This is a genomic window from Leeuwenhoekiella parthenopeia (assembly GCF_020782115.1).
Lineage (GTDB): Bacteria > Bacteroidota > Bacteroidia > Flavobacteriales > Flavobacteriaceae > Leeuwenhoekiella > Leeuwenhoekiella parthenopeia.
This window is the reverse complement of sequence record NZ_JAJGMW010000012.1, coordinates 1-22,781: the sequence shown is the minus strand read 5'-3', so window position 1 is coordinate 22,781 and position 22,781 is coordinate 1. Positions and strand designations below refer to the sequence as shown.

The following is a 22,781-nucleotide window of genomic DNA, read 5'->3' as shown; positions in this document are numbered from 1 at the left end:
ATAGGGATATTCTTTTGTTTATAATTACGCGTAATTTACCGCCTTGGTTTTGCATAGATAGTTAAATAAATGTTAATGAAAAAAATAATAGTCTTATCAGGTGCAGGAATAAGCGCTGAAAGTGGTTTAAAAACCTTTAGAGATTCTAATGGACTTTGGGAAGGACACGATGTTATGGAGGTCGCAAGCCCCGAAGGTTGGTTTAAAAACAGGGCGCTAGTCCTCGATTTTTACAATCAGCGGCGACGCCAATTAAAAACCGTAAAACCCAATGCAGCTCATCAAGCCCTTGTAGATCTTGAAAAACAATTTGACGTCCATATTATTACGCAAAATGTTGACGATTTACACGAACGGGCAGGCAGCACAAAAGTTTTGCATCTTCACGGCGAACTCTTAAAAGCACGTAGTACTTCAGACGAGGAGTTAGTGCTTGATTGGCACGAAGATATTTGCGAGGGAGATTTGTGTGCTAAAGGCAGCCAGTTGAGACCGCATATCGTGTGGTTTGGCGAGCTGGTTCCACTATTAGAACCGGCTATCGAGCTTACAGCAAAAGCTGATTACATTATAATAGTAGGAACTTCTATGCAGGTGTACCCTGCAGCCGGTCTTATTAATTATGCAAAACCGGAAGCAGCAATTTATTTTATAGATCCCCACCCAAATATTACTTCCCAAAAGAATCTGAAAGTAATTTCCGAAAAGGCTTCTAAAGGTATCCCTATTGTGGTTGAAGATCTTCTGAGTAAATAAGCCGAGCCGCTTTTGCCCAGTTGATTAAGGCCTCGGTTTGCTCTGCGGAAAGCTCTGCGTCTGCGTGGATCAAGGTGTAAGACTCCAAAGGCATTTCGCCGTGCTCTACTTCTTCGATAAGTTCGTCAAGTTTGTGATCCTTTCGCTTTGCGGAATAACTTTCCCAATTGGCGAAATTAAGATGCTCCTTCCCCTCTTCTATATGATCTGCCAGAAAAAAACTTGCCGGCGCCAAATTGGAATACCAGGGATATTGGGTTTGGTTACTGTGGCAATCGTAGCAGGAAGATTTTAAAATGCCGGCCACTTCTTCAGAAGGCCTGGTTTCCTGTAAAAAATTGTCTAAAGATGCATAGCCTCCCTCATTTTTCTCAACAGGAATAAATTGAATAACTATAAGAGCAACCAATGCCAACATTAAAATACGCTTTACCCAAACCATAATTTTCTAATTTTAATGGGCGAAAAATACTAAATACAAATGACTGAAGCGGTCTGGACTGCCAAAATTTTGAAGATTTCCTCCAGTCTCGCAGATCGCAGGGCAATGGGATACGAACTGCTCAAATTTCCGGATGGGGTGATCTATTGCCTTCATTTTATTTTTGAGGCTACAAATAAAGAACGGGTAACTAAATCTGCATTTGCGCTTGATCAGGCTGTTCGCAGTGATCTTGACATCCTCAAACCTCATAAGACACGTTTCTTTAAAGCGCTTTGTGTAATTGAAACAGACCCCGTAAAACGAATCTTCGCCAAAACTTTAGAGCTTATCTCTTTTTCTTTTCTAAAAGGCTCCTTTCCCCTACACAAACCGGAACAGGAACTAATGGTGTCGACCTGTTTTGACTGGCTTATTGCACCTGAAAAAGTAGCGGTAAAAGTTTTTGCGATGCAATGCCTCTACAACCTTAGGAATGCCCAAAACTGGATCATACCCGAGCTGACCGCTCAACTGGAACAGCACTTTTCCGAAGCCGGGCCGGCTTTTCAATCACGGGCACGTCACATTTTGAAAAAGCTAAAAAACTGAGTTTTATATCGGGTTAATGCTTGTTACCCGCTTCTGGCTGTGTATCTTTGCAGCTTTAAACCAAAAGCAATTATGTCTTTAACTTCATTAGAAGCTGTTTCCCCTATTGATGGCCGCTACGCAGCTAAAACCGCAGCACTCGCTGCATTTTTTTCTGAAAAAGCACTTATAAAATACCGTGTTAAAGTAGAAATAGAATATTTTATCGCGCTTTGTGAAATCCCGTTACCTCAATTAACAGACTTTCCTAAAGAAAAATACTCTAAGCTTCGCGCCATTTACGAGGACTTTTCCCTCGAAGACGCAAAAAAAGTAAAAGAAATTGAAAAAGTTACCAATCACGATGTTAAGGCGGTTGAATATTTTATCAAAGAAAAATTTGACGCCCTCAACCTCAAGCAGTCCAAAGAGTTCATCCATTTTGGTCTGACTTCTCAGGACATTAATAACACCGCAATTCCTTTAAGTCTAAAAGATGCTGTAAACCAGGTATATCTCACCGAACTTTTAGAGGTTGTAGATCATCTTAAACAATTGGCTGATGAGTGGGAAAGTGTTTCTATGCTTGCCCGCACCCACGGACAACCGGCTTCTCCTACCCGTTTAGGCAAAGAAATTGAAGTATTTGTTGTGCGTATTGAGGAGCAGATAAAACTCCTTAAGGCCATACCAAACGCTGCAAAATTTGGTGGCGCAACCGGAAATTTTAACGCGCACCACGTTGCATACCCTAATATCGACTGGAAAAAGTTTGGGAAGTCTTTTGTAACCGGTACTTTAAAATTACACCATTCCTTCCCTACCACACAAATTGAGCATTACGATCATATGGCCGCGCTTTTTGACAATATGAAGCGTATCAATACCATTTTGCTGGATTTAAACCGTGATTTCTGGAGCTATATCTCTATGGATTATTTCAAGCAAAAAATCAAGGAAGGTGAAGTGGGCTCATCGGCTATGCCGCATAAAGTGAACCCAATTGATTTTGAAAACAGTGAAGGAAATCTGGGTATTGCCAATGCGCTTTTTGAACATCTTTCGGCAAAATTACCGGTTTCCAGACTGCAGCGGGATCTTACTGACAGTACCGTACTGCGTAACATAGGCGTACCTTTTGGCCATACGCTTATCGGCTTGCAAAGCACTCAGAAAGGTTTAAATAAATTATTGCTTAACGAAGGTAAATTCAATCAGGATCTCGAGAATAACTGGGCGGTTGTGGCCGAAGCTATTCAGACCATCTTAAGACGTGAAGGCTACGCAAACCCATACGAAGCACTTAAAGGTCTTACCCGAACCAATGAAGCCATTACCGAAAAGTCGATGCATAGTTTTATAGACACCCTCGACGTAAGCAGTGCAATAAAAACCGAGTTAAAAGCGGTAACTCCGGCTAACTATACCGGAATCTAATGAATACCAAAGTTTCGCTAAATCTGTTTCTGGTAATCCTGCTTTACAGTAGCATACTGGTTTGCGGACTACTTAATATTTTGGCACGTGCCGAAGTATTAACAGGTTTAGCGCTTATTTTTACACTTTTACTAGTCAATTTGATTCGTGGGCAAAGACAACGGTCGATCAACTAATTTAGTCTTCAACCAGATTATAGACCTGATTTGCAATTTCTAACTCCTCGTTGGTAGGAATGACCAGAATTTTTACTGCTGCATCAGGCGACTGAATTTCACGAATGCCCTTTTTGCGTTGCAGATTTTCATCCCTGTCGATCCTGATTCCCAAAAAGTCCATATCCTCACAAACCAATTCTCTGATAGTGCTGCTGTTTTCGCCTATCCCGGCTGTAAAAACGATGGCATCCACTCCGTTTAGGGCTGCGGCATAAGCGCCGATGTATTTACGTATGCGATATGCATTCATTTCTAAAGCGAGCTTGCAAACGGGATCGCCGGCTTCCGCTTTTGCTTCAATATCGCGCAGATCGCTGTGACCTGTTAGCCCCAGCATTCCGCTTTCTTTGTTTAATAAGGTATTGACTTCTTCAACCGTATAACCCAGTTTTTCCTGAAGATAAAACACAACGCTCTGATCAATATCCCCTGCCCGGGTGCCCATTATGAGTCCGTTAGCGGGACCAAATCCCAGTGAGGTATCAATGGGTTTTCCATTTTTAAGAGCGGTTATACTACAGCCATTTCCCAGGTGAATGGTGATCAATTTTAGGTTTTCGGTATTTAAATATTCATTAGCTTTTGCACTCACGTATTTGTGACTGGTTCCATGAAAACCGTATAATCGAATATGATCCTGATCTAAAAACTTTTTGGGTATGGCATACTGAAAAGCCTTTTGTGGGATGCTGCTAAAAAACGCCGTATCAAAAACACACACCTGTTCAGCATTCGGAAAAAGCTCCTCCGCAACCTCAATCCCGGTTAAATTTGCAGGATTATGCAATGGTGCAAGCGAAAACAGCCGTTTAATATTTGCTTTTACTTCCTCATTTACGCGAATGGTCTCGGTAAACTTCTGTCCGCCGTGTACCACGCGATGCCCTACGGCCGCCACCTCGTCTGCACTGTCAATCACTCCTGAGTTGGGATTCATCAGCACCGTTGCGATTTTTTTAAGACCGGCATTGTGATTTTCAAAATCTTCCTCAAGCTTAAGGGTACCGCGTTCTGATTTATACTGAATGCCTCCGCCCTCAATACCGATACGCTCAACCATTCCGGAGGCTAAAACCCGGGCTATGGGCATTTCTATCAATTGAAACTTTATCGAAGAGCTTCCGCTGTTGATCACAAGTATGTTCATCTGTCTAAATCGTATTAGGTTGACTAAATTTTTGAATGCATCTTTTGACTTTTCGCTTTGCGTATTAAATACCCTGCGCCTGAATAGCCGTGATAATTACGGTATTAAAAATATCTTCTACCGTGCAACCGCGGCTTAAATCATTAACCGGCTTGTTCAGCCCCTGTAGCATCGGGCCTATTGCCAATGCTCCGGTCTCCCGCTGTACGGCCTTATAGGTATTATTCCCGGTATTTAAATCTGGAAAAATCAAAACACTGGCCTGACCGGCAACCTCTGAGTCTGGCAATTTGCTTTTCCCAATGGCTGCATCAACAGCAGCATCGTATTGTATAGGACCTTCAATCTTGAGATCGGGGCGTTTAGATTTCACTATTTCGGTAGCCTCACGTACTCTGTCTACATCTTCTCCTTTACCGCTGGTCCCTGAGGAATAGGAGAGCATGGCTATTTTAGGTTCAATACCAAATGCCAGACTGCTTTCTGCGGAAGAAATAGCGATTTCTGCCAGTTCGCCTGCCGAAGGATTCGGGTTAATGGCACAATCTCCAAAAACCGAGACCCGGTCTTCCAGACACATAAAAAATACGGAAGAAACCACCGAAACACCCGGTTTGGTCTTGATAAACTGAAGCGCCGGTTTTATGGTATGCGCGGTGGTATGCGCAGCACCGCTTACCATCCCATCTGCATGACCTTTGTAGATCATCATCGTCCCGTAATAGGAAACATCGGCCATCCAGTCGCGGGCGATGTCCATATTCACATTTTTGTGTTTACGCAACTCGTAAAAGGTGTTGACGTAATCTTCAAAATGCTCTGAAGTTATGGGATTGATCACCCGAACTTTTTCGAGATTCAGCGGAATACTGTGCTGTACCGCTACTTCTTTAATTTTATCCAGCTCGCCTAAAAGACTTATCTGTACAATATCGAGTTCCACCAGCTGTACGGCAGCGTTTAGAATCCGCGGATCTGTACCTTCGGGCAGTACGATGTGCTTCTTAGCCGTTGCGGCACGCTTCATCAAACCATACTGAAACATGCGCGGGGTAATGCCTTTGGGTTCCAGATTGATGAGGCGCTCAATAAGCTGATCGAAAGAAACTTCCTTCTCAAAAACGGTCAGCGAAGTTTCAATCTTCGACTTACTGGTGGCGTATATTTTAGACTTGATATTTCCTACACGGTTAGTTACCGAAAACGTACCGTCGTCAACCGAAACAATAGGAACGATCTGTGACAAACCTTCTATCAATTTTAAAATGGGTTCTTCCGGAACCAGTCCGCCGGTTAAAATTATACCCGAAATACGTGGGTAATTAGTCGAAATATTGGCCTGCAAAGCACCCAGAATAATATCTGCACGGTCACCGGGCGTGATCACCAGGCTGTCCTGCTTTAAATGGGTGAGGTAGTTGCGCAACTGCATCGCACCCACGCCAAAATTACCGGTCTGGTTGTCTAAAAATTCGTTTCCGAAAAGCACTTTCCCGTCCAGTTCCTGTACGATTTCTTTAATGGTAGGATGCGCGAGTTTTTCGGTAAAGGGGATCGCAAAAACCTCGACATGATCAGGGAGGAAATTCCTAAGTCCCTTCTTGGCTATCTGTAAATTTTCGGGCTGCACCTTGTTGGCCACCACACCCATCACCGAAACATCGCGTTCGGTAAAGGAGGTATAGGCAATTTGCAAACTTCCCAGCAGTTCGTCTTCGGTCTTCCCTACTCCGCTGCCAACCAAAATAACCGGAAGCCCCAGGTTTTTAGCAATAAGCACATTGGTATCAAATTCAAACACACTGCCCTCGCCCGTAAAATCGGAGCCTTCAACCAGTACAAAATCAAACTGATCTTCCAGATTTTTATATTTGGTTATGATGGTATCCAGAATTTCGCCGGACTTCCCTTTGTTGCGTTTTTTAATGAGTTGGCTGGTTGTAAAAGCATAGGCGTCCTCATAGTCGAGCGGTATGTCGAAGAAAGACAGCACGGTGCTGATGTGGTTGTCTTTAGTATCCCCTTTACTATCGTCTATCACGGGCCTGAAATAACCCACTTTTGCCGTTTTTCCCAGCAGCGTTCGCATAAGCCCAAGGGATACGATAGACTTACCACTGTTAGGCTCTAAAGTCGCAATATATATGCCTTTATTCATAACCAATTGTTTGGTGCAAAAATACGACATTAAGACCTGAAACCCGAGCTTTCGCGCAACCGGTATGAAGCCTTTTAAAACAAAAAAGAGAGCCGAAGCTCTCTTTAATTTTTAGGATTCCCTATTATTTGAAGACATCCATAATCCCTTCAAAGCCACCGGTATTGAGTGTAGCGCTGCTGGTATCCATCGTTTCGGCGAAGCGCACCATATCGGCAACGTTCATATCCTCACCCAGAACACGAGCTACCAGAAAGCCTTTATTTTCGTCCTGAGCAAAGAGCACCACCTCATCAATGGCATCTTCATCGCCTTTGATAAAAATACGCATACGTTGCCCGCTATTGCCTACTTTCATCAACTCATCGTAATCATCGTTTTTAAGGATGTCTTTAAGCTTAGTCGTTTCGGTATTGTAAAAACCCGTATCCTTCAGAGAATAAGCCAGCAGATTGATTTTTTTAACTGAATTCACCACTTTTTGTTGATCTGCCGAAAGCTTTTCGCTTGCCGGGGCAAGAAGGCTTGTGGGCACATCGAGCGAGATAAACGCATCATTCTCCTTGCTGTCGATATAGTATTCCTGTAGCGATTGCTCATTATTACAGCCTATTAGGCTGAAAATAGCCAGAGCAAGTACGCCTGATTTTAGAAAGTTCATCTTAGTTTACTTTTACGTTCTTAAGTTCTTCGCTGCCTTCAAAATTGATGCTGCTCGCGATCTTACCTATTTCTTTAAGGTCAATGTCTCCGGTTATTTTGATGATAACGGTATCTTCATCACCTGTGCCGTTTAAAAACATCAGAAACTCGCTTACGAAATCTTCGCTTTTACCGGGCTTGTAGTAAAAATTCACGTTTTTACCATCGTCCTTAACGCGCATCAACTGCTCTAACTTTTGGGATGACCTGTACGCATTAAACTCACTCTTCATCATACCCGCGGCAGAGGGATTCTTTGTTGCATATACCTGAATTTCCTTAAGGCTGTTAACCATATTGATGTAATTTTTCATCTCCGGATCTTTAGAGTCGAGATCCATCTTGCCGAGGAGCTTGAACATTTTTTGATTCATAACCATTGCGGTTACATCTTTCATATCTTCAAACTTCTCGAAGCTTTGTGAAAAACCGGTAAGACTCACGCTTACCAAAAGGATTGTAATTACTAATTTTCTCATCGTTTTTTGATTTTGATTATTTTAAAATTTGATTGGTGGTTTCTTCAAAAGCATCAAGCTTATTGAGGTTACCGGTACTTTTGTTTACAAAGTTGCCCATCATAAACAGGGCCTGCTTGGTTTTTAAAGCTGCTACCTCCGGGTCTTTATAAGTACCCAGATCCTGCTCTGATGCAGATTGCTTATTGAAGGTCAAAAACAGGCCTACACAAAGCAAAATACTCGCTGCAATGGGTATCCAATAGCGTCTGGGTTTATCCTCGGGCAGTTCTAAGGTTCGGTTAAAACTACCTTCCCGGGCAACGGCAAAGGCTGCAAACAAAGGCTTGTATTCTTCCAGATGCGCGGCTACCTTGTCACTAGTAAAGTAGTTCTGCAACTGGGCTTCCTGCTCCAAAGAAGTCTCCCCTTCAAAATAAAGCTGGAGCAGGTTTTCGATTTTATCTAATTCCATAGTTGTGTTTTTTTAGCAATTGTTCGCGTATGGTTTTTCGGGCTCTCGAAAGCGTCACACGCACCGCTGTTTCATTTAAATTTAATTCTTCGGCAATCTCACTGTTACTGTACTGCTCTATGTCACGCATATGCAAAACCACTCGTTGCTGTTCGGGTAGGTCATTCATCAATTTTAATACCCAATTTACGCTGTCCTGATTTTCGGTATGTTTTACCGTATTATAATGCTCATCTTCATAATTGGTGTGTACCAGTTGCAAATTGCTGCTGCTTTTCAGCTTCAGCTTATCGTAACAATGATTCTTGGTTATGGTTACTGCAAAGGCTTCCACACTTTTGAGCTTTTTAAACTTTTTGCGATACGACCATAATTTTATAAGAACCTCTTGTGTAGCGTCCTGAGCCTCGTCTTCAGAAACCAGCAACCGCTTTGCAAGGCGGTACAGCCGGTCCTGTACGGGAGTCACGTGAGCTAAAAATTCCTTTTGGTTCATTTCTTCTTGTGGTTAGTTATCAGGATGACGACTCAGTATAAATTTTGTTACAGCAAACCTTTTTTAAGGTAATAAACCTTTAAATTTAACGTTCAAAAAAAATACGTTGTTAATGAAAAAGATAGCCTCAAGTCTTCTCATCCTGTTTTTTGCGCTTTTTAGTCTCTCTTGCAGTACCGATAGGGATGACGAACTAGGCCCGGTTTCGTTTCTCGAAATTAAAAATTTTATTTACGACGGGATGCAGCTTTACTACCTGTACAAGCCCGAAGTACCGGAACTCGCCAATGACTTTTTTGAATCGCGTGAAGATCGCAATGACTTTTTAAACAGCTTTGACACTCCGGAAAATTTCTTTTACAATGGTTTAGTGACTCCCGGAGACCGTTTTAGCTTTATAACAGACGATTATCGTGAACTTGAGCGCAGTTTTGCCGGGATTTCAAAAACTTCTGGGATTGAATACGGTTTATCGCTGGACCGTAACGATCCCAATTTTGCTTTTGCCTGGGTGCGCTATGTGTTGCCCGACACGCCTGCATCTGCAGCCGGTGTTGAACGCGGAATGTTATTCAACAGCGTTAATGGAGAGCGATTGACCACCACGGCTAATGCTGATGGCACCTATTCGCTTAGCGCAGGTTCCCGTGAATTGCTCAATCTGGATGTGTTTAGTATTGACCTGGCCGAATTTGATACCAATGACGATTTACAACCCACGGGAGCAAGCATTGACCTCACTCAGGTAGAATATACCGAGAACCCGGTTTATATCGCCAAAACACTCACCATCAATAACCGGAAAATAGGCTATTTGATGTATAACGCCTACCGGCGGAATTTTGACGTGCAACTCAATAATGCTTTTGCGCAGTTTAAGGCAGATGGCATCGAAGACCTCGTGCTTGACCTGCGTTATAACGGTGGTGGCTCTGTAGAAACAGCTATTGACCTAACTTCGATGATCACCGGGCAATTTAACGGTCAGGTAATTACCAAACAACGTTGGAACCCGGAGGTACAGGCAGTTTTTGAAGCTGGGAATCCCGAAAATCTGCTCGACCGTTTTGACAATAGTATTTCAAACAAAGATGCAATAAATAGCCTCAATCTGACCCGCCTTTTTGTAATAACTACCGGCAGCACCGCCTCGGCGAGTGAACTCACCATTATCGGTCTTAAGCCCTACATTGAGGTTAAAACAATAGGCACCACTACGGTTGGTAAATTTGAGGCCTCTATTACCCTATACGATTCGGATAATTTTAGCAGAAACGACGACAGCTTAAATCCACGGCATTTTTATGCCATTCAGCCTTTGGTTTACACCTATGAAAATTCAGCAGGCACGGTAGGTCCACCTACCGGAATTATCCCGGATTTTGAACTTCGGGAAAATTTGACCAATCTTGGTGTGCTGGGCGATGAAAACGAACCCCTGCTCAGCCTGGCTTTAGATCAGATCCTGGGAAGAAGCCCTTCCGGAAAGTCCAGAAGTGGTATGAAATTTGAACATTTCACAGCGGTTGAAAACCAAAGCCCTGACTTTCAGCGTATGTATATTGACAACCTGCCGGAAGCCTTGCACAACAAAAGATAAATAACCCCTTAAAGATGACTATGAAAAAGAATTTTTTAATACTGCTACTGGGATTGCTTGTATTCTCAGGCTGTTCTAAGGATGATGACACGCCACCTGTTGTAGAAGAAACCCCCGAAGAAGAAACCCCGGCACTTACTCGTGCCGATTTCCCGGTTCAGGATTTTATGTACCAGGCGATGAATGAAGTTTATTTATACAAATCAAGAGTTCCCGTTCTTGCAAATAATAGATTTAATTCTGAAGCAGCATACGTTGATTTTTTAGCAAGTGAAGATGACCCTCTCGATTTTTTCGAAAAACTTGAAGCAGACATAGACCGTTTCAGCTTTGCAACAGAAAATTATGTCGCATTGGAAAATGCCTTTTCAGGCATTTCAAAGTCTGATGGTTTAGAGCTTTCATTTGTAGCCTACACACTTGATGGTGTACGATACGCTGCAGGGATAATTCGCTATGTAGTTCCTAACTCTCCGGGTGCAAACGCGGGCTTATCTAGAGGTCAGGCTCTTATAACCATAAACGGTAATAGACTTACTATTGCAGGTAGTTCTCTTAGCTCTCAGGCAATCGACCTGTTAAACTTAGATAATTATACATTAGGTATTTCTCCAGGATTTGAGAATTCTCAAACCTTATCAATTGCAACTTCAGATGTAAGTATTTCAAAAATACAGCTTACTGAAAACCCTATTTTAGTTAGCAAAACCCTTGATGTAAATGGTACTAAAATTGGGTATTTAATGTATAACTCATTTGTCTCTCAATTTGATGATGAATTAAATGCTGCTTTCGCAGATTTTGAAGCAGATGGAATACAAGAACTTGTACTTGATCTCAGATATAATGGTGGAGGCTCAGTTGCTTCAGCAATCGATTTATGTTCTATGATTACCGGTCAGTTTAATGGCGAAATCCTCATCAAACAACGCTGGAACGATGAATATCAGGCATTCTTTGAATCTCAGGGTCCGGAAAGTCTATTAAACAGATTTAACGCTACAATTTTTACAGGTACACCCCAACAAGAACCTATAAACAGTTTAAACCTTTCACGCATTTATGTTATTGGTTTGAAATCCTATACAGCCTCAGCAAGCGAACTTACGGCTATAGGTCTTGAGCCTTACATCGATGTGCAGCTTATTGGGAATGGTACTGTTGGTAAATTTGAAGCCTCTGCAACCCTATATGATAGCCAAAATTTTGGAAGAGAAAATGCGAATCCCAATCATACCTATGCAGTACAGCCTCTGATATTTACCTATGCAAACGCAAATGATGTTGTTGGACCTCCCTCCGGACTGACACCTGATTTTAATGCGACTGAATCGCTTGACAATCTGGGGATTTTAGGAGATCCGGAAGAACCTTTATTGAAAATAGCTTTAGATCAAATTATAGGACGATCTTATAGTGGAAAAAGTTCTAGTCAGAAAAGTAACCTACTTGAAATACAAGGTTTGAAAGATCAATCACCTATTTACCAAAAAATGTATATTGATAATTTACCTCTTATCAAAAAGTAAGATGTTGTGATAAACTAAAAACCCGGCTTTTGAAGATTCAAAAGCCGGGTTTTTTTATGTGCTTTGGTTAAGTTACAGCGAAAGATTCAATCCAAATCGAATGTTTCTTCCACGCGTGGTATAGCCTACCAACTCTACGTAATCGGTATTGAATACATTGTTGAGGCCCACAAAAAGATTGACCTGATTCTTCAGAATCTTTTGGCTCAAATACAGGTCAAACAACCCATAAGCATCAAGACTTACCTGCTCTCCGGTAGTAAAATCACTGTCACTTCGCTCGCCCCGGTATTGATAACTGGCCGAGAAAAAGGTTCCGCTATTCAGATTGAGACCCAGCTGACCAAAAGCCGTATGCTTTGGTAAACGCAGCAATTGTCGGTCTTTTGGCTCGGTAAACGTATAATTGGCACGCAAATCAATAAGTTTAAAAAGTTTACCTTCCAGTTCAAATTCAGCACCCTGTACCGTAAAATCTTCATTCACATTCTGGTATTCCCCTTCAAAAGTTACCGGATCTATGGTCACATAATCAATAAAGTTTTCCTCCAGACGGTTAAAATAGGTTCCGCTTACGCGAAAAGTACCTGCCTTCCACTCTATCCCGCCTTCCAGAGTTCGGTCTTCTTCAGGCTGCAAATCGGGGTTGGCGCCAAAATCTCCATACAATTGCGAAAGCGAAGGCGCGATAAATGAAGTTGCATAGCTTCCAAAAAACTTCAAATAGCCTTCCTGCTGCTCTAAAGAAAACGAGGGGTTGAGACTATAGGTCAGGTGGCTTCCGTACTCGCTGTGATTATTAAGACGTGCACCGGCGTTTACATTCAGTCCAAAATCAGACACATACACCACATTGGCATACGGATCGGTGATTTGAGAGGTTTCCTGCTCCCCAAAATAGGTGCGGCTGTTGATGTGGTTCAGTCCCAAAACCGTATAAAATTTCTCATTAAACGTATAGCGGTTAAAGACATCCAAAATATAGCTGTCTGAATCATACGCATTGGGAAAAGCCGATTGAAACTCGCGCTCAATGCTGTTATAGGCAGCATTTAAGGTAATGCTTCCCTTATTATAGTTGAATTCGGAATTGACCCCACCACGATACTGCTTGCTGAACGAGCGGTAAGCTGCATCTTCCAGAGGGAACGAATTGTCGTAATCCACATCCATCTTATCGTAGTTTCCATAAGCGGTAAGACTGAAACGTTCACCAAAGTCATACCCAAACTTCACCTGCGTGCTGTAGCGCGAAAACGGGTCTTTCTCGTTGCTGTCTGCGTCAATCACAGCCGAAAGTCCGTCTGTATACTGCTGTGCAAAACCTACCAGATAGGTAAATTTATCGAGTGTACCGTTTACCGAAACCCGGTTTTGGAAATCATTAAAACTAAAATCCCGGTCATTTTGAGACTCATTGGTCCCGGCAACAGAAGTGGCTTCAAAAGCGATTTTGTCTTTGGAAGCCTTGCGCGTAATGATGTTGATCACCGCTGTAGCCGCGCCGCTTCCGTAAAGGGTACTGGCCGCGCCTTTGATAATCTCAATACGCTCAATGCTATTTACATCAAGTAAACGCAAATCGTAATCGGAAGCGATGTTTGAAGGATCATTAAGCTGCACCCCGTCAATAAGTACGAGCACCTGCCGGTTGTTACCCCCGCGTGCAAAAATACTGATGTTTTGCCCCGCATTGCTCTGTGCACCGTTAATGCTGATGCCGCTTACGGTACTCAGGATCTCGGCAACCGATTTCCCTTCCTGTTTTTCGAGTTCGTCGCGGGTGATGCGGGTCACTACTTTACCGCTGTTTTCGCGTTTCAATTCAAATTTGGAGTCGGTCACCACGACCTCTTCCAGTTTTTGTGGTTCTTCCTGTTGAGCAAAAACCGACAGGGACGCCAATAATGCGCCGCCCAAAACATACTTTTTGGTAATCATTTAAAATAAAATTGTACGAGAAAAGGTATGAAGTCACCTTCATACAAACCTTTATCCCGAAGGTTTGACAAAAGTGAATAAAGGCAGGTCTCCTGGCTCGCGTATAAAGATCAACCTTCCCGCCTAATACAGGCAGTGGTATTAAAGAGCAATCTTTACCTTCCGCTGATGCGGAACAAGCTTACAGTTGCGGGAACAGCTCAGGACTTCGTCAATTCAGAATTCTGAATTATGAATTCTGAATTTTGGTCACCTGATTCCCTTTTAAGGCATTTTTCAGACTGAAAATTGCCACCAAAATTCGGGCACGAAGTTAATCAAATCCATAAGCCTGCACGCCTTTTTTTAATTAATCTTACTTTTGAGGCGGTGTTTAAGAATTCCAAATCCCGTATTATTTTGAAAGCAAAAAACTTAGCCTCCCTTTTAGTCCTGTTCCTGCTCGTTTTTAGCGGCTGTAAAAATGAAAAAGCAAACGATCCCGCTTCCGCGAAAGCATCACAGGAGCAAAAGATGAAGTATGCTAAAGGCTTCAACATTCTGGATTATGAAGCGTATACGCTGCTCACAGTCACTCAGGCCTGGCCCGGAAGCGATAAAACCTTTCGTTATGCCTTACTCAAACAAGGTCAAAAACTTCCGGACAGTGTAAAGACCGATGCCGTGATCAACATTCCGGTACAAAGCATTGTGGTCACCTCTACCACACACATTCCCGCTTTGGAATTGTTGCGTGTGGAAGCCAGCCTGAAAGGTTTCCCGAATCTCGATTACATTTCGTCTCCTAAAACCCGCGCCCGCATCAAAAACGGCGAAGTACAGGAATTGGGTCAAAACGAATCGATCAACACCGAAAGCGCCATCAACCTCAACCCGGATGCGGTCATAACCTTTGGTGTGGAAGGTGAAAACAAAACCATCAATTCCCTGCAACGGGCCGGGATTCCGGTTTTGTATAATGGCGACTGGACCGAAACCACACCCTTAGGCCAGGCCGAATGGATCAAATTCTTTGCAGCGCTATATGACAAGCAGGATATGGCCGACTCGATATTTAACGGTATCGAAAAACGCTATCTCGATCTCAAACAAAAAGCTGCGACCGCTCCGCAAGAACCCACGGTAATCAGCGGTGCGATGTTTAAAGACGTTTGGTATTTGCCTAAAGGCGACAGCTGGGCCGCAACTTTAGTTGCAGACGCACACGGAGATTACCTGTACAAAGACACCGAAGGAACCGGCAGCGCCGCCCTGAGTATCGAAGAGGTGCTCAACACCGCCCAGAATGCCGATTTCTGGATCGCACCCAATGCCTTTGAACGCTTCAGCGATCTGGCAGAGGCCAACGAAGCCTATACCCGTTTTAAAGCTTTCAACGAACAAAACATCTACAGTTTTGCCGCCGCAAAAGGCGAAACCGGCGGGATGTTGTATTATGAACTCGCCTCGTCACGACCCGATTGGGTGCTGGAAGATCTTGTAGCGATTTTACACCCGCAACTCCTAACCGATCATCAATTTCATTTTTACTCCCGCCTTGAAGACTAGATCAGGTCATAGCACCAAATTTACACTGCTGGGCGTAGGCGTACTGCTCCTGTTGCTGCTCAATATCGCATTGGGATCGGTGTACATCCCGTTGTCTGCAATTTTTAAAGTGATTGCAGGCGACGACAGCATTCGGGAAGCCTGGACGTATATTATACTCGATTACCGCATTCCCAAAGCGCTGGCGGCTGTGATGACCGGTAGCGGACTAGCCGTCGCGGGGCTTATGATGCAAACGCTTTTTAAGAATCCGCTGGCGGGGCCTTTTGTTTTGGGAATAAGCAGTGGCGCCAGTCTGGGCGTGGCTTTCTTTATTTTGGGCGGAAGCGCTCTGGGCCTTACCGCAATACTTCAGGTACACGGTTGGGGCACCATCATCGCCGCCAGTCTGGGCAGTTTTACGGTGCTTAGTGTGGTGATTGCCGTTGCTTCACGGGTGCGGGATGCGATGGCCCTGCTTATCATTGGCTTAATGTTTGGCAGCCTCACTTCGGCGGTGGTGAGTATTCTCGCCTATTTCAGTCCGGCGGAAGAACTGCAGCGCTATATGTTCTGGTCTTTCGGTAGTCTGGGCGATATTTCGTGGGCCGCGCTGGGAATCCTTTCGCTTTGCTATTGTATTGGAATCGGTTTAGCCTTTAGCATTACCAAAAACCTCAACAGTTTGCTTTTGGGCGATCACTACGCGCAAACACTGGGAGTTTCCCTGCAGCGCAGCCGTTTTGTAATTCTGATTTCAACCAGTATTCTGGCCGGCAGCCTTACCGCTTTTGTAGGCCCTATCGCTTTTGTTGGCCTTGCTGTACCGCACCTCATCAGGCAATGGTTTACCGCCTCTAATCATTGGACGCTAATCCCCGCCTGTATTTTGGGCGGTGCGGTGCTGATGCTGCTCTGCGATATTCTGGCCCAATTACCGGGCTTGCCCATCACCCTGCCCATCAACGCGATCACTTCGCTTATAGGCGCGCCCATTGTGATTTGGTTATTAATACGAAAGAAAAAACTCCTGTTTTAAGCGATGTCCTCTACTCAAAAACATAGCGTTTTAGCTACCAAAAATCTCGCAGTAGGTTACGGCAAAGCCGAAAAGGAAACTGTGGTGAATACCATCAACCTCGAGTTAAAGGCCGGAAGCTTTGTGACCATGGTGGGCATCAACGGTTCGGGTAAATCTACCCTGTTGCGTACCCTCGCAGGCTTACAGGAACCGCTTGAAGGGGAAATTTTTCTGGAAGGAAAACCCCTGAATAAACTGGATGCCGCAACCAAATCCCTAAATATCAGCGTGGTGCTTACGAGTCAGGTGATTTCAAAAAACCTTACCGTACTCGAACTCGTTTCTTTGGGACGCCAGCCCTATACCAACTGGCTGGGCAAACTCACCGAAGAAGATAAAGCCGAAATACAGGCTGCCCTTGCAGCGACCGAGCTCGAAAACCTCAAACACAAAGCCTGCTATGCCCTGAGTGACGGGCAGTTGCAGCGGGCGCTGATCGCACGGGCTTTGGCACAAAACACCGAAGTCATTCTGCTCGACGAGCCCACCACCCATCTCGATTTACACCATAAAGCTTCGATCTTCTCCCTGCTTAAAAAGATCGCGCGGCAGCAGCAAAAAACCATTTTGTGTACCACACACGATATTGAATTGGTGCTTTCGCTTTGCGATGAACTCATCGTACTGCACAACAACACCGCTATTCAAAACACGCCCGAAGCCCTGATTGAACAGGGGATTTTTGAAAACCTCTTCCCCGGGACCAATGTGTATTTTGACAAAACCTCCCGCCGCTTTTTAATTTGTTAAGACCCCGGCGTTAGCTATCTTTGAGAAAATTCTCCCCCAAATGGATCAAACGCTGTTGCTCATTCTTGCTCTGCTTGCCGGCCTTTTAACAGGTGCCGTGATCGCCTATCTGATTACTTCCCTGCGTAAAAATGCACGTTACGCACAGGTTTCTGAACGCCTGAGCAATGCCGAAATACAACGCGGGCAATTGCTAAAACAGGAGGCTGTGTTGCAGCAAAAAATCGAGCAATTGCAGGAAGACAAGGAGTTTTATCAAAACGAACTCACCGCCCGCAATACCGCCTTTGAACATTTAGAAGAACGCATCCGCGAAAAAACCGGCGAGCTGGAGCAGCTTCAGGAAAAGTTTACAAAAGACTTTGAACTGGTTGCCAACAAATTGCTGGACGAAAAATCGAGCAAGTTTACCCTGCAAAACAAAGAGAATCTGGATACCATCTTAAAACCCCTGCAGGAAAAGATCAACAGTTTTGAGAAAAAAGTCGAAGAAACCAATAAGGAAAGTCTGGGGCGCCACAGCGAACTGCGCGAGCAAATTAAAGGTCTGGCGGCTTTAAACCTGCAAATGAGTAAGGATGCAGACAACCTTACCAAAGCGCTGAAGGGCGATGCCAAGATGCAGGGGAATTGGGGCGAACTCATCCTAACCCGAATTCTGGAAAAATCGGGTCTCGAGAACGGCCGCGAGTACACCTTACAGGACGCGCATACCGATGAAAACGGCAAACGACTCGTCACCGATGTGCTCATTCATTTGCCCGACGGCAAAAAGATGATCATTGACAGCAAGGTCTCGCTGGTGGCTTTTGAACGTTACGTTTCAGAAACCGATGAGGCGCTGCGAGCTACGTATTTAAAGCAACATATCCAGTCGGTAAAGAATCACATCAACAATTTGGCTTCCAAAAAATACGAGCAGTTGGTTGCCCAAAGCCCTGATACGGTTTTTCTATTTGTACCCATTGAGCCTGCATTTGCACTGGCTTCGGCACACGAACCGCGATTGTACGAAGAGGCTTTTTCTAAAAATGTTATCATCGTTACCCCTTCTACCCTGCTAGCGGCACTTAAGTTGGTCGAAAACCTCTGGCAAAATGACCGGCAAAAACGCAACGCCATAGAGATCGCTACCCAGGCCGGCAGGTTGTACGACTCGTTTACCCTGCTTACCGAAGAACTGGCGAAAATAGGCAGTCAGCTAGGAACGGTACAAAACACCTGGGAGCGTACGATGACCAAACTCACCGGCAAGGGCAACCTTGTAAGCCGGGTTGAAAAACTACGCAAACTGGGTGCCAAAACCGGGAAACAACTCGATCAAAAGTTGCTTAACAGCGCCAGTGATGATACGTTAGAAAACTAAAAAGTTATTCCGAATCATACCAATTTTTGGTATTTTTAAGCAAATTTTAAAGTCATGAGTAAAAACACATCGGTTTCATTAGGAACCTATTTTGACGATTTTGTAAACAATCAGATTTCGGCAGGGCGGTATAGAAACGTTAGTGAAGTGATCAGGGCCGGACTTCGGCTTTTGGAAGATGAGGAAACTAAAACCCTGGCTTTACGAAAAGCGATTCAGGAAGGAATAGATAGCGGTATTGCTTCAGATTTTGATCCTGAAAAACACCTGCAAGCGCTTAAAGCAAGACCTAAAGTAAATGGCTAGTTATGAATTGACCAATAAGGCCGTTCAGGATTTGACTGAAATTTGGGAATACACGGTTGAAAAATGGTCTGAAAAACCGGCTGACCAATATTATAATTTGCTCATTCAAAGCTGTCAGGAAATTGCCAATAACCCTAAATTGGGCAAAAATTATAAAGGAATAATCCATGAATTGTTCGGACTAAAAACCGGCCGACACATTATCTTTTACCGAAATCGAATTAACAAACCCATTGAGATTACTCGAATTTTACACGGACGAATGGATTTGACAAAACAAATCTTTGAAAAATAATCACACCTTAACTAGACTACGAATTAGATTTCGCATAAACCGAAAACCCATGAAAAAACTCTTAGCCCTTGTCTTAACCGGAATAATCGCCTTTGCGGTGCTCTTCTATGCTTTCGTCTATTTTGTGCCTTACAGTGAAGGTACACGAGCCGGCGAACTCATTAAATTCAGTAAAAAGGGCGTGCTGGTTAAAACCTGGGAAGGCCAGATCAGTCAGGGCATTAGCGGTGCGCAGATCTTTGACTTTTCGGTAATGGGCAGCAAGCAGGACGTGATTGATAAGCTCAAGGAATATCAGGGCAGTTATGTAAAACTCACTTACGAGGAGCGCTATGCCACCTTTTTCTTTTGGGGCGACACCAAGTATTTTATCACCGACATCAGTAGAGAACAATCCCCGCATTTTAACCGTGAGTAACGCGATACATTAAGAACTTCTCAGCTTTGTTATGCCAACCATCGCCTAATCCTTAAAACCAAAAACTTTGGATTCATTTAAAACCATAGAACAATCACAGGTAACCATCAGCGAACTGATGCTGCCTTCACATACCAATTTTAGCGGAAAAATACACGGCGGCTACATCCTCTCGCTGATGGACCAGATCGCCTTTGCCTGTGCGTCTAAACACAGCGGCAATTATTGCGTAACCGCCAGTGTAGACACCGTAGATTTTTTAAGACCTATTGAGGTGGGCGAACTCGTGGTGATGAAAGCCTCGGTCAATTTTGTGGGCCGCACCTCGATGGTGGTAGGCATACGTGTAGAGGCGGAAGACATTCACAGCGGCACAATCAAACACTGCAACTCCAGCTATTTTACGATGGTGGCCAAAGATAAAAACGGCGACTCGGTACCCGTGCCCGGGCTTATTTTGCAAAACGAAAAGCAGATGCGCCGCTTCTTAAAAAGCCTGAACCGCCAGGAACTCAAGAAAAAACACCGAAAAGAATCCTCAGCCAAACACGAGATCAACAACGAAGATCTCGAGATTCTTAAAAATTCGCATAAGGTGCAGTTGAAATATTAATCAAAAAGGGGGCAATTGTCCCCTTTTTTAATGTTTTTACGGGATTCAGTAAAATATTTGTGAGGTGTAAGTCTATATTTACACCAAGTTAAATTCAAGTGATTCAACCGGTTGTACCAGCACTTTAGTGGCTCTCATTTAATCTAAAAAACCAAATGAAGAAATTTTTAAAAAAAATCAGGTTATTGATTCCAAAAACCACAAAATACTTTTTCGACTTTTTTGTGGTGTTTATTGGCGTCTTCTTAGCGTTTTGGTTAAATGCCCGAAAAGAAACCCAGGATAAGAAAGAAGAAGAGGTTCAGATTTATCGTGCCGTTTACGAAGATTTGAATGCCTTCTATGTGTCAGGCCGGGAAGAAAATGAAAGAGGCTTTATTAATTTATTTCAGAATTATAAAAAGGATTTAGACAGCCTTATTTCTATAAAAAAGATACCCGCTAACAAGTTTCTTTACGGTGATTATTGGCATCTCGAGATCATCAATTCCTTATCGAACAGCGATAAGTTAGCAAATATAAATGCGGAGTTATTTAAAGGATTGGCCAATTTCAATACTTCTCATCAAATGTTTCTGCATGAAATTGAGGGCTTCAATACGAAATATGAAAACTACGTTACAGCCGATTACGAAAAAGGGATGGATTATTTTTATAAACCCGATTCTAATGAGCCAAAGGAAAAAATAAAAATCATACAGAATCGGCTAGATCGCATCATTTCACTTGCAAAAATGCTTGTTGAAAATACAGAAACTGCCAAAAACGGACTTCAGGAAGAATTTGATTTTAAATAAACAGGGATCGACAACGAAAATTTAAGGTTCTTAAAAATTCGCATTAGGTGCTGTTGGAGTATTCATCAGAGTGCTAAACCAGCTGGAAAAAGTATCAATATCCCATAAATCCTTTTATAAACGGTTATTATTGGGTTGATATAACAAGTTGTAGTGTATTTGAAAAAAAAACGAATGGGGAAATTGAAATGTAAATGTGGGTACATAATAGTTGACCAAACTGACAATTTGGAATACAAAGGTTACATTCTTCCTGACGTTTTTGTTAATGAAGTTTCTCTAAAATTGACCGACAATATTGATTCTTTAATTGAGGCTCTGAAAAGTGGAAAGAAAAGTGAATGGATTAAAAAGCATTTTAACGTTCCTCCTTACCCAACTGATTTAAAAGAATCCTCAATGATTCACGATTTAATCAAATTGTCAGATAAAACTCAAGACATTTTTGAGTGTGAAAATTGTGGAAGAATTGCAATCGAAATCGGAAAGACAAATAAATTTAAATTCTTTCGCCCAGAATCTGATCATAATAAAGGAATCTTAAATGGAAATTAAATATTGTTGGAGATGTAAAATGGAAGTTCCTTTACTTGATAAAGAAGAACACGCAATTGCATCTAAACTTTATGCAAAAGGATTTAAAGTTTTAAAAAAAGACACACAAGAACGTTTCAAAGAATTATTAGATTACTATAATGATTTGACAGGATTTGGAGAAACTGAACCTAATGCAATTATGCATCACGCCATAGGAATGTTTGGATCTGACTGCGAAAATTGTGGAAAACCATACAGAACACCAAAAGCAAAATTATGTGCTGCTTGTGGTAACAAAAGAATTATAACTGAATAAAAACGCACTAGAACAATGGCTAAGTAATTACTTGTTCTTGCCTACTTCTGAAAATCCCTGCGGATTTTGTATTTGGACCGTATTTGCTAAATTGGTTGCTAAAACACGCAACTAGTCCTAGCCGAGACAGTTGTATGCAAGCAAATTTTAAGCAAAAAATGAACTTAAACAGGGAAAAATGTATTGCGTTTGGTAAAGATCCAGATTACATAATTGAAAAATTAAAACCAATTGACAAGAATCTGTCTCGGAAAATTTTAAAAAGATTTAATAGAGAAAGAGACAGAAATAACTTCATTTCCACTCTTTCAGAACTTAAGTTCATACATCTTTTTGATGATTTAAATTTTGTGATCGAATACGAGAAAAGCTACAAAAGAGGAGACCAAGAAAAAACTCCTGATTTAACTATTGATCTTCGAGGTAATAAGGTAATCGGAGAGATTTATAGATTAGGTAGCAGTCAAAAAGACGATTTTGCTATACAATTTATTGATAAAATATTTGATTTGTTATCAGAGATTGAAAGCGATAAAGCATTATTCGTGAAATTTAAAAACGACCAAATAAACTTCAGTGAATTTGACTTTACTCATTTAAAAGAAAGAGTCGAAAATTGGATAAAAACTAAACCCGAAATAAATTCCATTTTAAGTTATAATGAAGATTGAGCATCCCCCCATTTGTAGGGCAGTTTTCAGCTTAAATTAAGTTCCGGCTATATTGACTAAGCTGCTTTTTGTTGTTTGTTTAAATACTTTACCAGCGGTATTTCGTTTTCTATTCCCTGATGCCTTCTTTTTGTATTGTAATAACTAAAATACGTTTTTAATTGTTGGTATAGAT

26 protein-coding genes and 1 riboswitch are annotated in these 22,781 nt (G+C 42.6%); of the genes, 18 read left to right on the top strand and 8 right to left on the bottom strand.

All coding sequences use genetic code 11. From position 1 onward, the window contains the following. The first annotated feature begins 75 nt into the window (after window positions 1-75). The gene (locus tag LLW17_RS10375) at window positions 76-756 is read left to right on the top strand and encodes an SIR2 family NAD-dependent protein deacylase (RefSeq protein ID WP_228230192.1); all 681 of its coding nucleotides are present in this window, start codon (window positions 76-78) and stop codon (window positions 754-756) included. Here the strand turns inward: LLW17_RS10375 and LLW17_RS10370 are convergent. Continuing rightward, the gene (locus LLW17_RS10370) at window positions 725-1,198 is read right to left on the bottom strand and encodes a heme-binding domain-containing protein (RefSeq protein WP_228230191.1); all 474 of its coding nucleotides are present in this window, start codon (window positions 1,196-1,198) and stop codon (window positions 725-727) included. The genes LLW17_RS10375 and LLW17_RS10370 overlap by 32 nt on opposite strands. Window positions 1,199-1,237: 39 nt before the next feature. On the opposite strand from LLW17_RS10370, the gene LLW17_RS10365 reads away from it, so the two are divergent. The 3 genes from LLW17_RS10365 to LLW17_RS10355 all read left to right on the top strand — a co-directional run bounded on the left by LLW17_RS10365 (window position 1,238) and on the right by LLW17_RS10355 (window position 3,381). Next, entirely contained in the window at window positions 1,238-1,789 is a 552-nt protein-coding gene (locus tag LLW17_RS10365) for a hypothetical protein (protein ID WP_228230190.1), read from the top strand. Window positions 1,790-1,861: 72 nt separating this feature from the next. Further along, entirely contained in the window at window positions 1,862-3,205 is a 1,344-nt protein-coding gene (gene purB / locus LLW17_RS10360; protein ID WP_228230189.1) for an adenylosuccinate lyase, read from the top strand. Then, window positions 3,205-3,381 (top strand): hypothetical protein, encoded by a 177-nt coding sequence (locus LLW17_RS10355; RefSeq protein WP_228230188.1) that lies wholly within the window; start codon window positions 3,205-3,207, stop codon window positions 3,379-3,381. Before purB ends, LLW17_RS10355 begins: the two co-directional genes overlap by 1 nt. 1 nt (window position 3,382) lies before the next feature. Here LLW17_RS10355 and LLW17_RS10350 read toward each other — a convergent pair whose 3' ends face one another. The 6 genes from LLW17_RS10350 to LLW17_RS10325 all read right to left on the bottom strand — a co-directional run bounded on the left by LLW17_RS10350 (window position 3,383) and on the right by LLW17_RS10325 (window position 8,859). Next, window positions 3,383-4,570, bottom strand: a complete 1,188-nt coding sequence (locus LLW17_RS10350) for an acetate/propionate family kinase (protein WP_228230187.1) — start codon at window positions 4,568-4,570, stop codon at window positions 3,383-3,385. A gap of 64 nt (window positions 4,571-4,634) precedes the next feature. Continuing rightward, window positions 4,635-6,728, bottom strand: a complete 2,094-nt coding sequence (pta, locus tag LLW17_RS10345; protein WP_228230186.1) for a phosphate acetyltransferase — start codon at window positions 6,726-6,728, stop codon at window positions 4,635-4,637. Between the two features lie 124 nt (window positions 6,729-6,852). After that, the gene (locus LLW17_RS10340) at window positions 6,853-7,389 is read right to left on the bottom strand and encodes a GFO_1091 family lipoprotein (RefSeq protein WP_228230185.1); all 537 of its coding nucleotides are present in this window, start codon (window positions 7,387-7,389) and stop codon (window positions 6,853-6,855) included. Between the two features lies 1 nt (window position 7,390). Beyond that, window positions 7,391-7,909 carry a GFO_1090 family protein gene (locus tag LLW17_RS10335; protein ID WP_228230184.1) on the bottom strand — a complete coding sequence of 173 codons (519 nt, stop codon included), beginning with the start codon at window positions 7,907-7,909 and terminating at the stop codon, window positions 7,391-7,393. 16 nt (window positions 7,910-7,925) lie between these two features. Beyond that, window positions 7,926-8,363 carry a PG0215 family putative anti-sigma factor gene (locus tag LLW17_RS10330; protein ID WP_228230183.1) on the bottom strand — a complete coding sequence of 146 codons (438 nt, stop codon included), beginning with the start codon at window positions 8,361-8,363 and terminating at the stop codon, window positions 7,926-7,928. Then, window positions 8,350-8,859 carry a GFO_1088 family ECF-type sigma factor gene (locus LLW17_RS10325; RefSeq protein ID WP_228230182.1) on the bottom strand — a complete coding sequence of 170 codons (510 nt, stop codon included), beginning with the start codon at window positions 8,857-8,859 and terminating at the stop codon, window positions 8,350-8,352. Before LLW17_RS10325 ends, LLW17_RS10330 begins: the two co-directional genes overlap by 14 nt. 112 nt (window positions 8,860-8,971) lie before the next feature. Between LLW17_RS10325 and LLW17_RS10320 the strand changes: the two genes are divergently transcribed. Both LLW17_RS10320 and LLW17_RS10315 read left to right on the top strand, forming a co-directional pair. Continuing rightward, window positions 8,972-10,459, top strand: coding sequence for a GFO_1087 family putative carboxy terminal peptidase (locus LLW17_RS10320; RefSeq protein ID WP_228230181.1), 1,488 nt, complete (start codon window positions 8,972-8,974; stop codon window positions 10,457-10,459). Between the two features lie 20 nt (window positions 10,460-10,479). After that, window positions 10,480-11,988 carry a GFO_1087 family putative carboxy terminal peptidase gene (locus tag LLW17_RS10315; RefSeq protein ID WP_228230180.1) on the top strand — a complete coding sequence of 503 codons (1,509 nt, stop codon included), beginning with the start codon at window positions 10,480-10,482 and terminating at the stop codon, window positions 11,986-11,988. Between the two features lie 72 nt (window positions 11,989-12,060). Here LLW17_RS10315 and LLW17_RS10310 read toward each other — a convergent pair whose 3' ends face one another. Beyond that, complete coding sequence (locus tag LLW17_RS10310; protein WP_228230179.1) at window positions 12,061-13,929, bottom strand: TonB-dependent receptor plug domain-containing protein; 1,869 nt, start codon at window positions 13,927-13,929, stop codon at window positions 12,061-12,063. A 65-nt stretch (window positions 13,930-13,994) separates the two neighbouring features. Beyond that, window positions 13,995-14,243, bottom strand: a riboswitch (cobalamin riboswitch). Between the two features lie 85 nt (window positions 14,244-14,328). Here LLW17_RS10310 and LLW17_RS10305 point away from each other — a divergent pair. The 12 genes from LLW17_RS10305 to LLW17_RS10250 all read left to right on the top strand — a co-directional run bounded on the left by LLW17_RS10305 (window position 14,329) and on the right by LLW17_RS10250 (window position 22,606). Then, on the top strand, window positions 14,329-15,477 hold the full coding sequence (locus LLW17_RS10305; protein ID WP_228230178.1) for an ABC transporter substrate-binding protein: 1,149 nt from the start codon (window positions 14,329-14,331) through the stop codon (window positions 15,475-15,477). Then, window positions 15,467-16,495, top strand: coding sequence for an iron ABC transporter permease (locus LLW17_RS10300; protein ID WP_228230177.1), 1,029 nt, complete (start codon window positions 15,467-15,469; stop codon window positions 16,493-16,495). The genes LLW17_RS10305 and LLW17_RS10300 overlap by 11 nt, the downstream gene beginning before the upstream one ends. 3 nt (window positions 16,496-16,498) lie before the next feature. Then, window positions 16,499-17,287 carry an ABC transporter ATP-binding protein gene (locus LLW17_RS10295; RefSeq protein ID WP_228230176.1) on the top strand — a complete coding sequence of 263 codons (789 nt, stop codon included), beginning with the start codon at window positions 16,499-16,501 and terminating at the stop codon, window positions 17,285-17,287. Between the two features lie 40 nt (window positions 17,288-17,327). Further along, a complete protein-coding gene (locus LLW17_RS10290; RefSeq protein WP_228230175.1) occupies window positions 17,328-18,653 on the top strand; it encodes a DNA recombination protein RmuC in 1,326 nt (441 codons plus the stop codon). A 54-nt stretch (window positions 18,654-18,707) separates the two neighbouring features. After that, a complete protein-coding gene (locus LLW17_RS10285) occupies window positions 18,708-18,959 on the top strand; it encodes a type II toxin-antitoxin system ParD family antitoxin (protein WP_228230174.1) in 252 nt (83 codons plus the stop codon). Then, window positions 18,952-19,254: a type II toxin-antitoxin system RelE/ParE family toxin gene (locus LLW17_RS10280; RefSeq protein ID WP_228230173.1), complete on the top strand. Its 303-nt coding sequence runs from the start codon at window positions 18,952-18,954 to the stop codon at window positions 19,252-19,254. Before LLW17_RS10285 ends, LLW17_RS10280 begins: the two co-directional genes overlap by 8 nt. Before the next feature lie 49 nt (window positions 19,255-19,303). Then, a complete protein-coding gene (locus LLW17_RS10275; protein ID WP_228230172.1) occupies window positions 19,304-19,672 on the top strand; it encodes a 6-phosphogluconate dehydrogenase in 369 nt (122 codons plus the stop codon). 118 nt (window positions 19,673-19,790) lie between these two features. Next, window positions 19,791-20,285: an acyl-CoA thioesterase gene (locus tag LLW17_RS10270; protein ID WP_228230266.1), complete on the top strand. Its 495-nt coding sequence runs from the start codon at window positions 19,791-19,793 to the stop codon at window positions 20,283-20,285. A gap of 155 nt (window positions 20,286-20,440) precedes the next feature. Then, complete coding sequence (locus LLW17_RS10265) at window positions 20,441-21,082, top strand: hypothetical protein (protein WP_228230171.1); 642 nt, start codon at window positions 20,441-20,443, stop codon at window positions 21,080-21,082. A 174-nt stretch (window positions 21,083-21,256) separates the two neighbouring features. Continuing rightward, window positions 21,257-21,637, top strand: coding sequence for a DUF8617 domain-containing protein (locus LLW17_RS10260; RefSeq protein ID WP_228230170.1), 381 nt, complete (start codon window positions 21,257-21,259; stop codon window positions 21,635-21,637). Beyond that, complete coding sequence (locus LLW17_RS10255) at window positions 21,627-21,935, top strand: hypothetical protein (RefSeq protein ID WP_228230169.1); 309 nt, start codon at window positions 21,627-21,629, stop codon at window positions 21,933-21,935. Before LLW17_RS10260 ends, LLW17_RS10255 begins: the two co-directional genes overlap by 11 nt. Before the next feature lie 134 nt (window positions 21,936-22,069). Further along, window positions 22,070-22,606, top strand: coding sequence for a hypothetical protein (locus LLW17_RS10250; protein WP_228230168.1), 537 nt, complete (start codon window positions 22,070-22,072; stop codon window positions 22,604-22,606). The last annotated feature ends 175 nt before the right edge of the window (window positions 22,607-22,781 follow it).

Bases quoted from the DNA above. Each gene is read 5' to 3' on its own strand.
- LLW17_RS10375 (WP_228230192.1), top strand. From the start codon at position 76: ATGAAAAAAATAATAGTCTTATCAGGTGCAGGAATAAGCGCTGAAAGT.
- LLW17_RS10295 (WP_228230176.1), top strand. From the start codon at position 16,499: ATGTCCTCTACTCAAAAACATAGCGTTTTAGCTACCAAAAATCTCGCA.
- LLW17_RS10340 (WP_228230185.1), bottom strand. From the start codon at position 7,389: ATGAACTTTCTAAAATCAGGCGTACTTGCTCTGGCTATTTTCAGCCTA.
- LLW17_RS10250 (WP_228230168.1), top strand. From the start codon at position 22,070: ATGCAAGCAAATTTTAAGCAAAAAATGAACTTAAACAGGGAAAAATGT.
- LLW17_RS10370 (WP_228230191.1), bottom strand. From the start codon at position 1,198: ATGGTTTGGGTAAAGCGTATTTTAATGTTGGCATTGGTTGCTCTTATA.
- LLW17_RS10365 (WP_228230190.1), top strand. From the start codon at position 1,238: ATGACTGAAGCGGTCTGGACTGCCAAAATTTTGAAGATTTCCTCCAGT.
- LLW17_RS10275 (WP_228230172.1), top strand. From the start codon at position 19,304: ATGAAAAAACTCTTAGCCCTTGTCTTAACCGGAATAATCGCCTTTGCG.
- pta (WP_228230186.1), bottom strand. From the start codon at position 6,728: ATGAATAAAGGCATATATATTGCGACTTTAGAGCCTAACAGTGGTAAG.
- LLW17_RS10310 (WP_228230179.1), bottom strand. From the start codon at position 13,929: ATGATTACCAAAAAGTATGTTTTGGGCGGCGCATTATTGGCGTCCCTG.
- LLW17_RS10315 (WP_228230180.1), top strand. From the start codon at position 10,480: ATGAAAAAGAATTTTTTAATACTGCTACTGGGATTGCTTGTATTCTCA.
- LLW17_RS10265 (WP_228230171.1), top strand. From the start codon at position 20,441: ATGAAGAAATTTTTAAAAAAAATCAGGTTATTGATTCCAAAAACCACA.
- LLW17_RS10350 (WP_228230187.1), bottom strand. From the start codon at position 4,570: ATGAACATACTTGTGATCAACAGCGGAAGCTCTTCGATAAAGTTTCAA.
- LLW17_RS10255 (WP_228230169.1), top strand. From the start codon at position 21,627: ATGGAAATTAAATATTGTTGGAGATGTAAAATGGAAGTTCCTTTACTT.
- LLW17_RS10290 (WP_228230175.1), top strand. From the start codon at position 17,328: ATGGATCAAACGCTGTTGCTCATTCTTGCTCTGCTTGCCGGCCTTTTA.
- LLW17_RS10285 (WP_228230174.1), top strand. From the start codon at position 18,708: ATGAGTAAAAACACATCGGTTTCATTAGGAACCTATTTTGACGATTTT.
- LLW17_RS10355 (WP_228230188.1), top strand. From the start codon at position 3,205: ATGAATACCAAAGTTTCGCTAAATCTGTTTCTGGTAATCCTGCTTTAC.
- LLW17_RS10320 (WP_228230181.1), top strand. From the start codon at position 8,972: ATGAAAAAGATAGCCTCAAGTCTTCTCATCCTGTTTTTTGCGCTTTTT.
- purB (WP_228230189.1), top strand. From the start codon at position 1,862: ATGTCTTTAACTTCATTAGAAGCTGTTTCCCCTATTGATGGCCGCTAC.
- LLW17_RS10335 (WP_228230184.1), bottom strand. From the start codon at position 7,909: ATGAGAAAATTAGTAATTACAATCCTTTTGGTAAGCGTGAGTCTTACC.
- LLW17_RS10325 (WP_228230182.1), bottom strand. From the start codon at position 8,859: ATGAACCAAAAGGAATTTTTAGCTCACGTGACTCCCGTACAGGACCGG.
- LLW17_RS10280 (WP_228230173.1), top strand. From the start codon at position 18,952: ATGGCTAGTTATGAATTGACCAATAAGGCCGTTCAGGATTTGACTGAA.
- LLW17_RS10270 (WP_228230266.1), top strand. From the start codon at position 19,791: ATGCTGCCTTCACATACCAATTTTAGCGGAAAAATACACGGCGGCTAC.
- LLW17_RS10260 (WP_228230170.1), top strand. From the start codon at position 21,257: ATGGGGAAATTGAAATGTAAATGTGGGTACATAATAGTTGACCAAACT.
- LLW17_RS10330 (WP_228230183.1), bottom strand. From the start codon at position 8,363: ATGGAATTAGATAAAATCGAAAACCTGCTCCAGCTTTATTTTGAAGGG.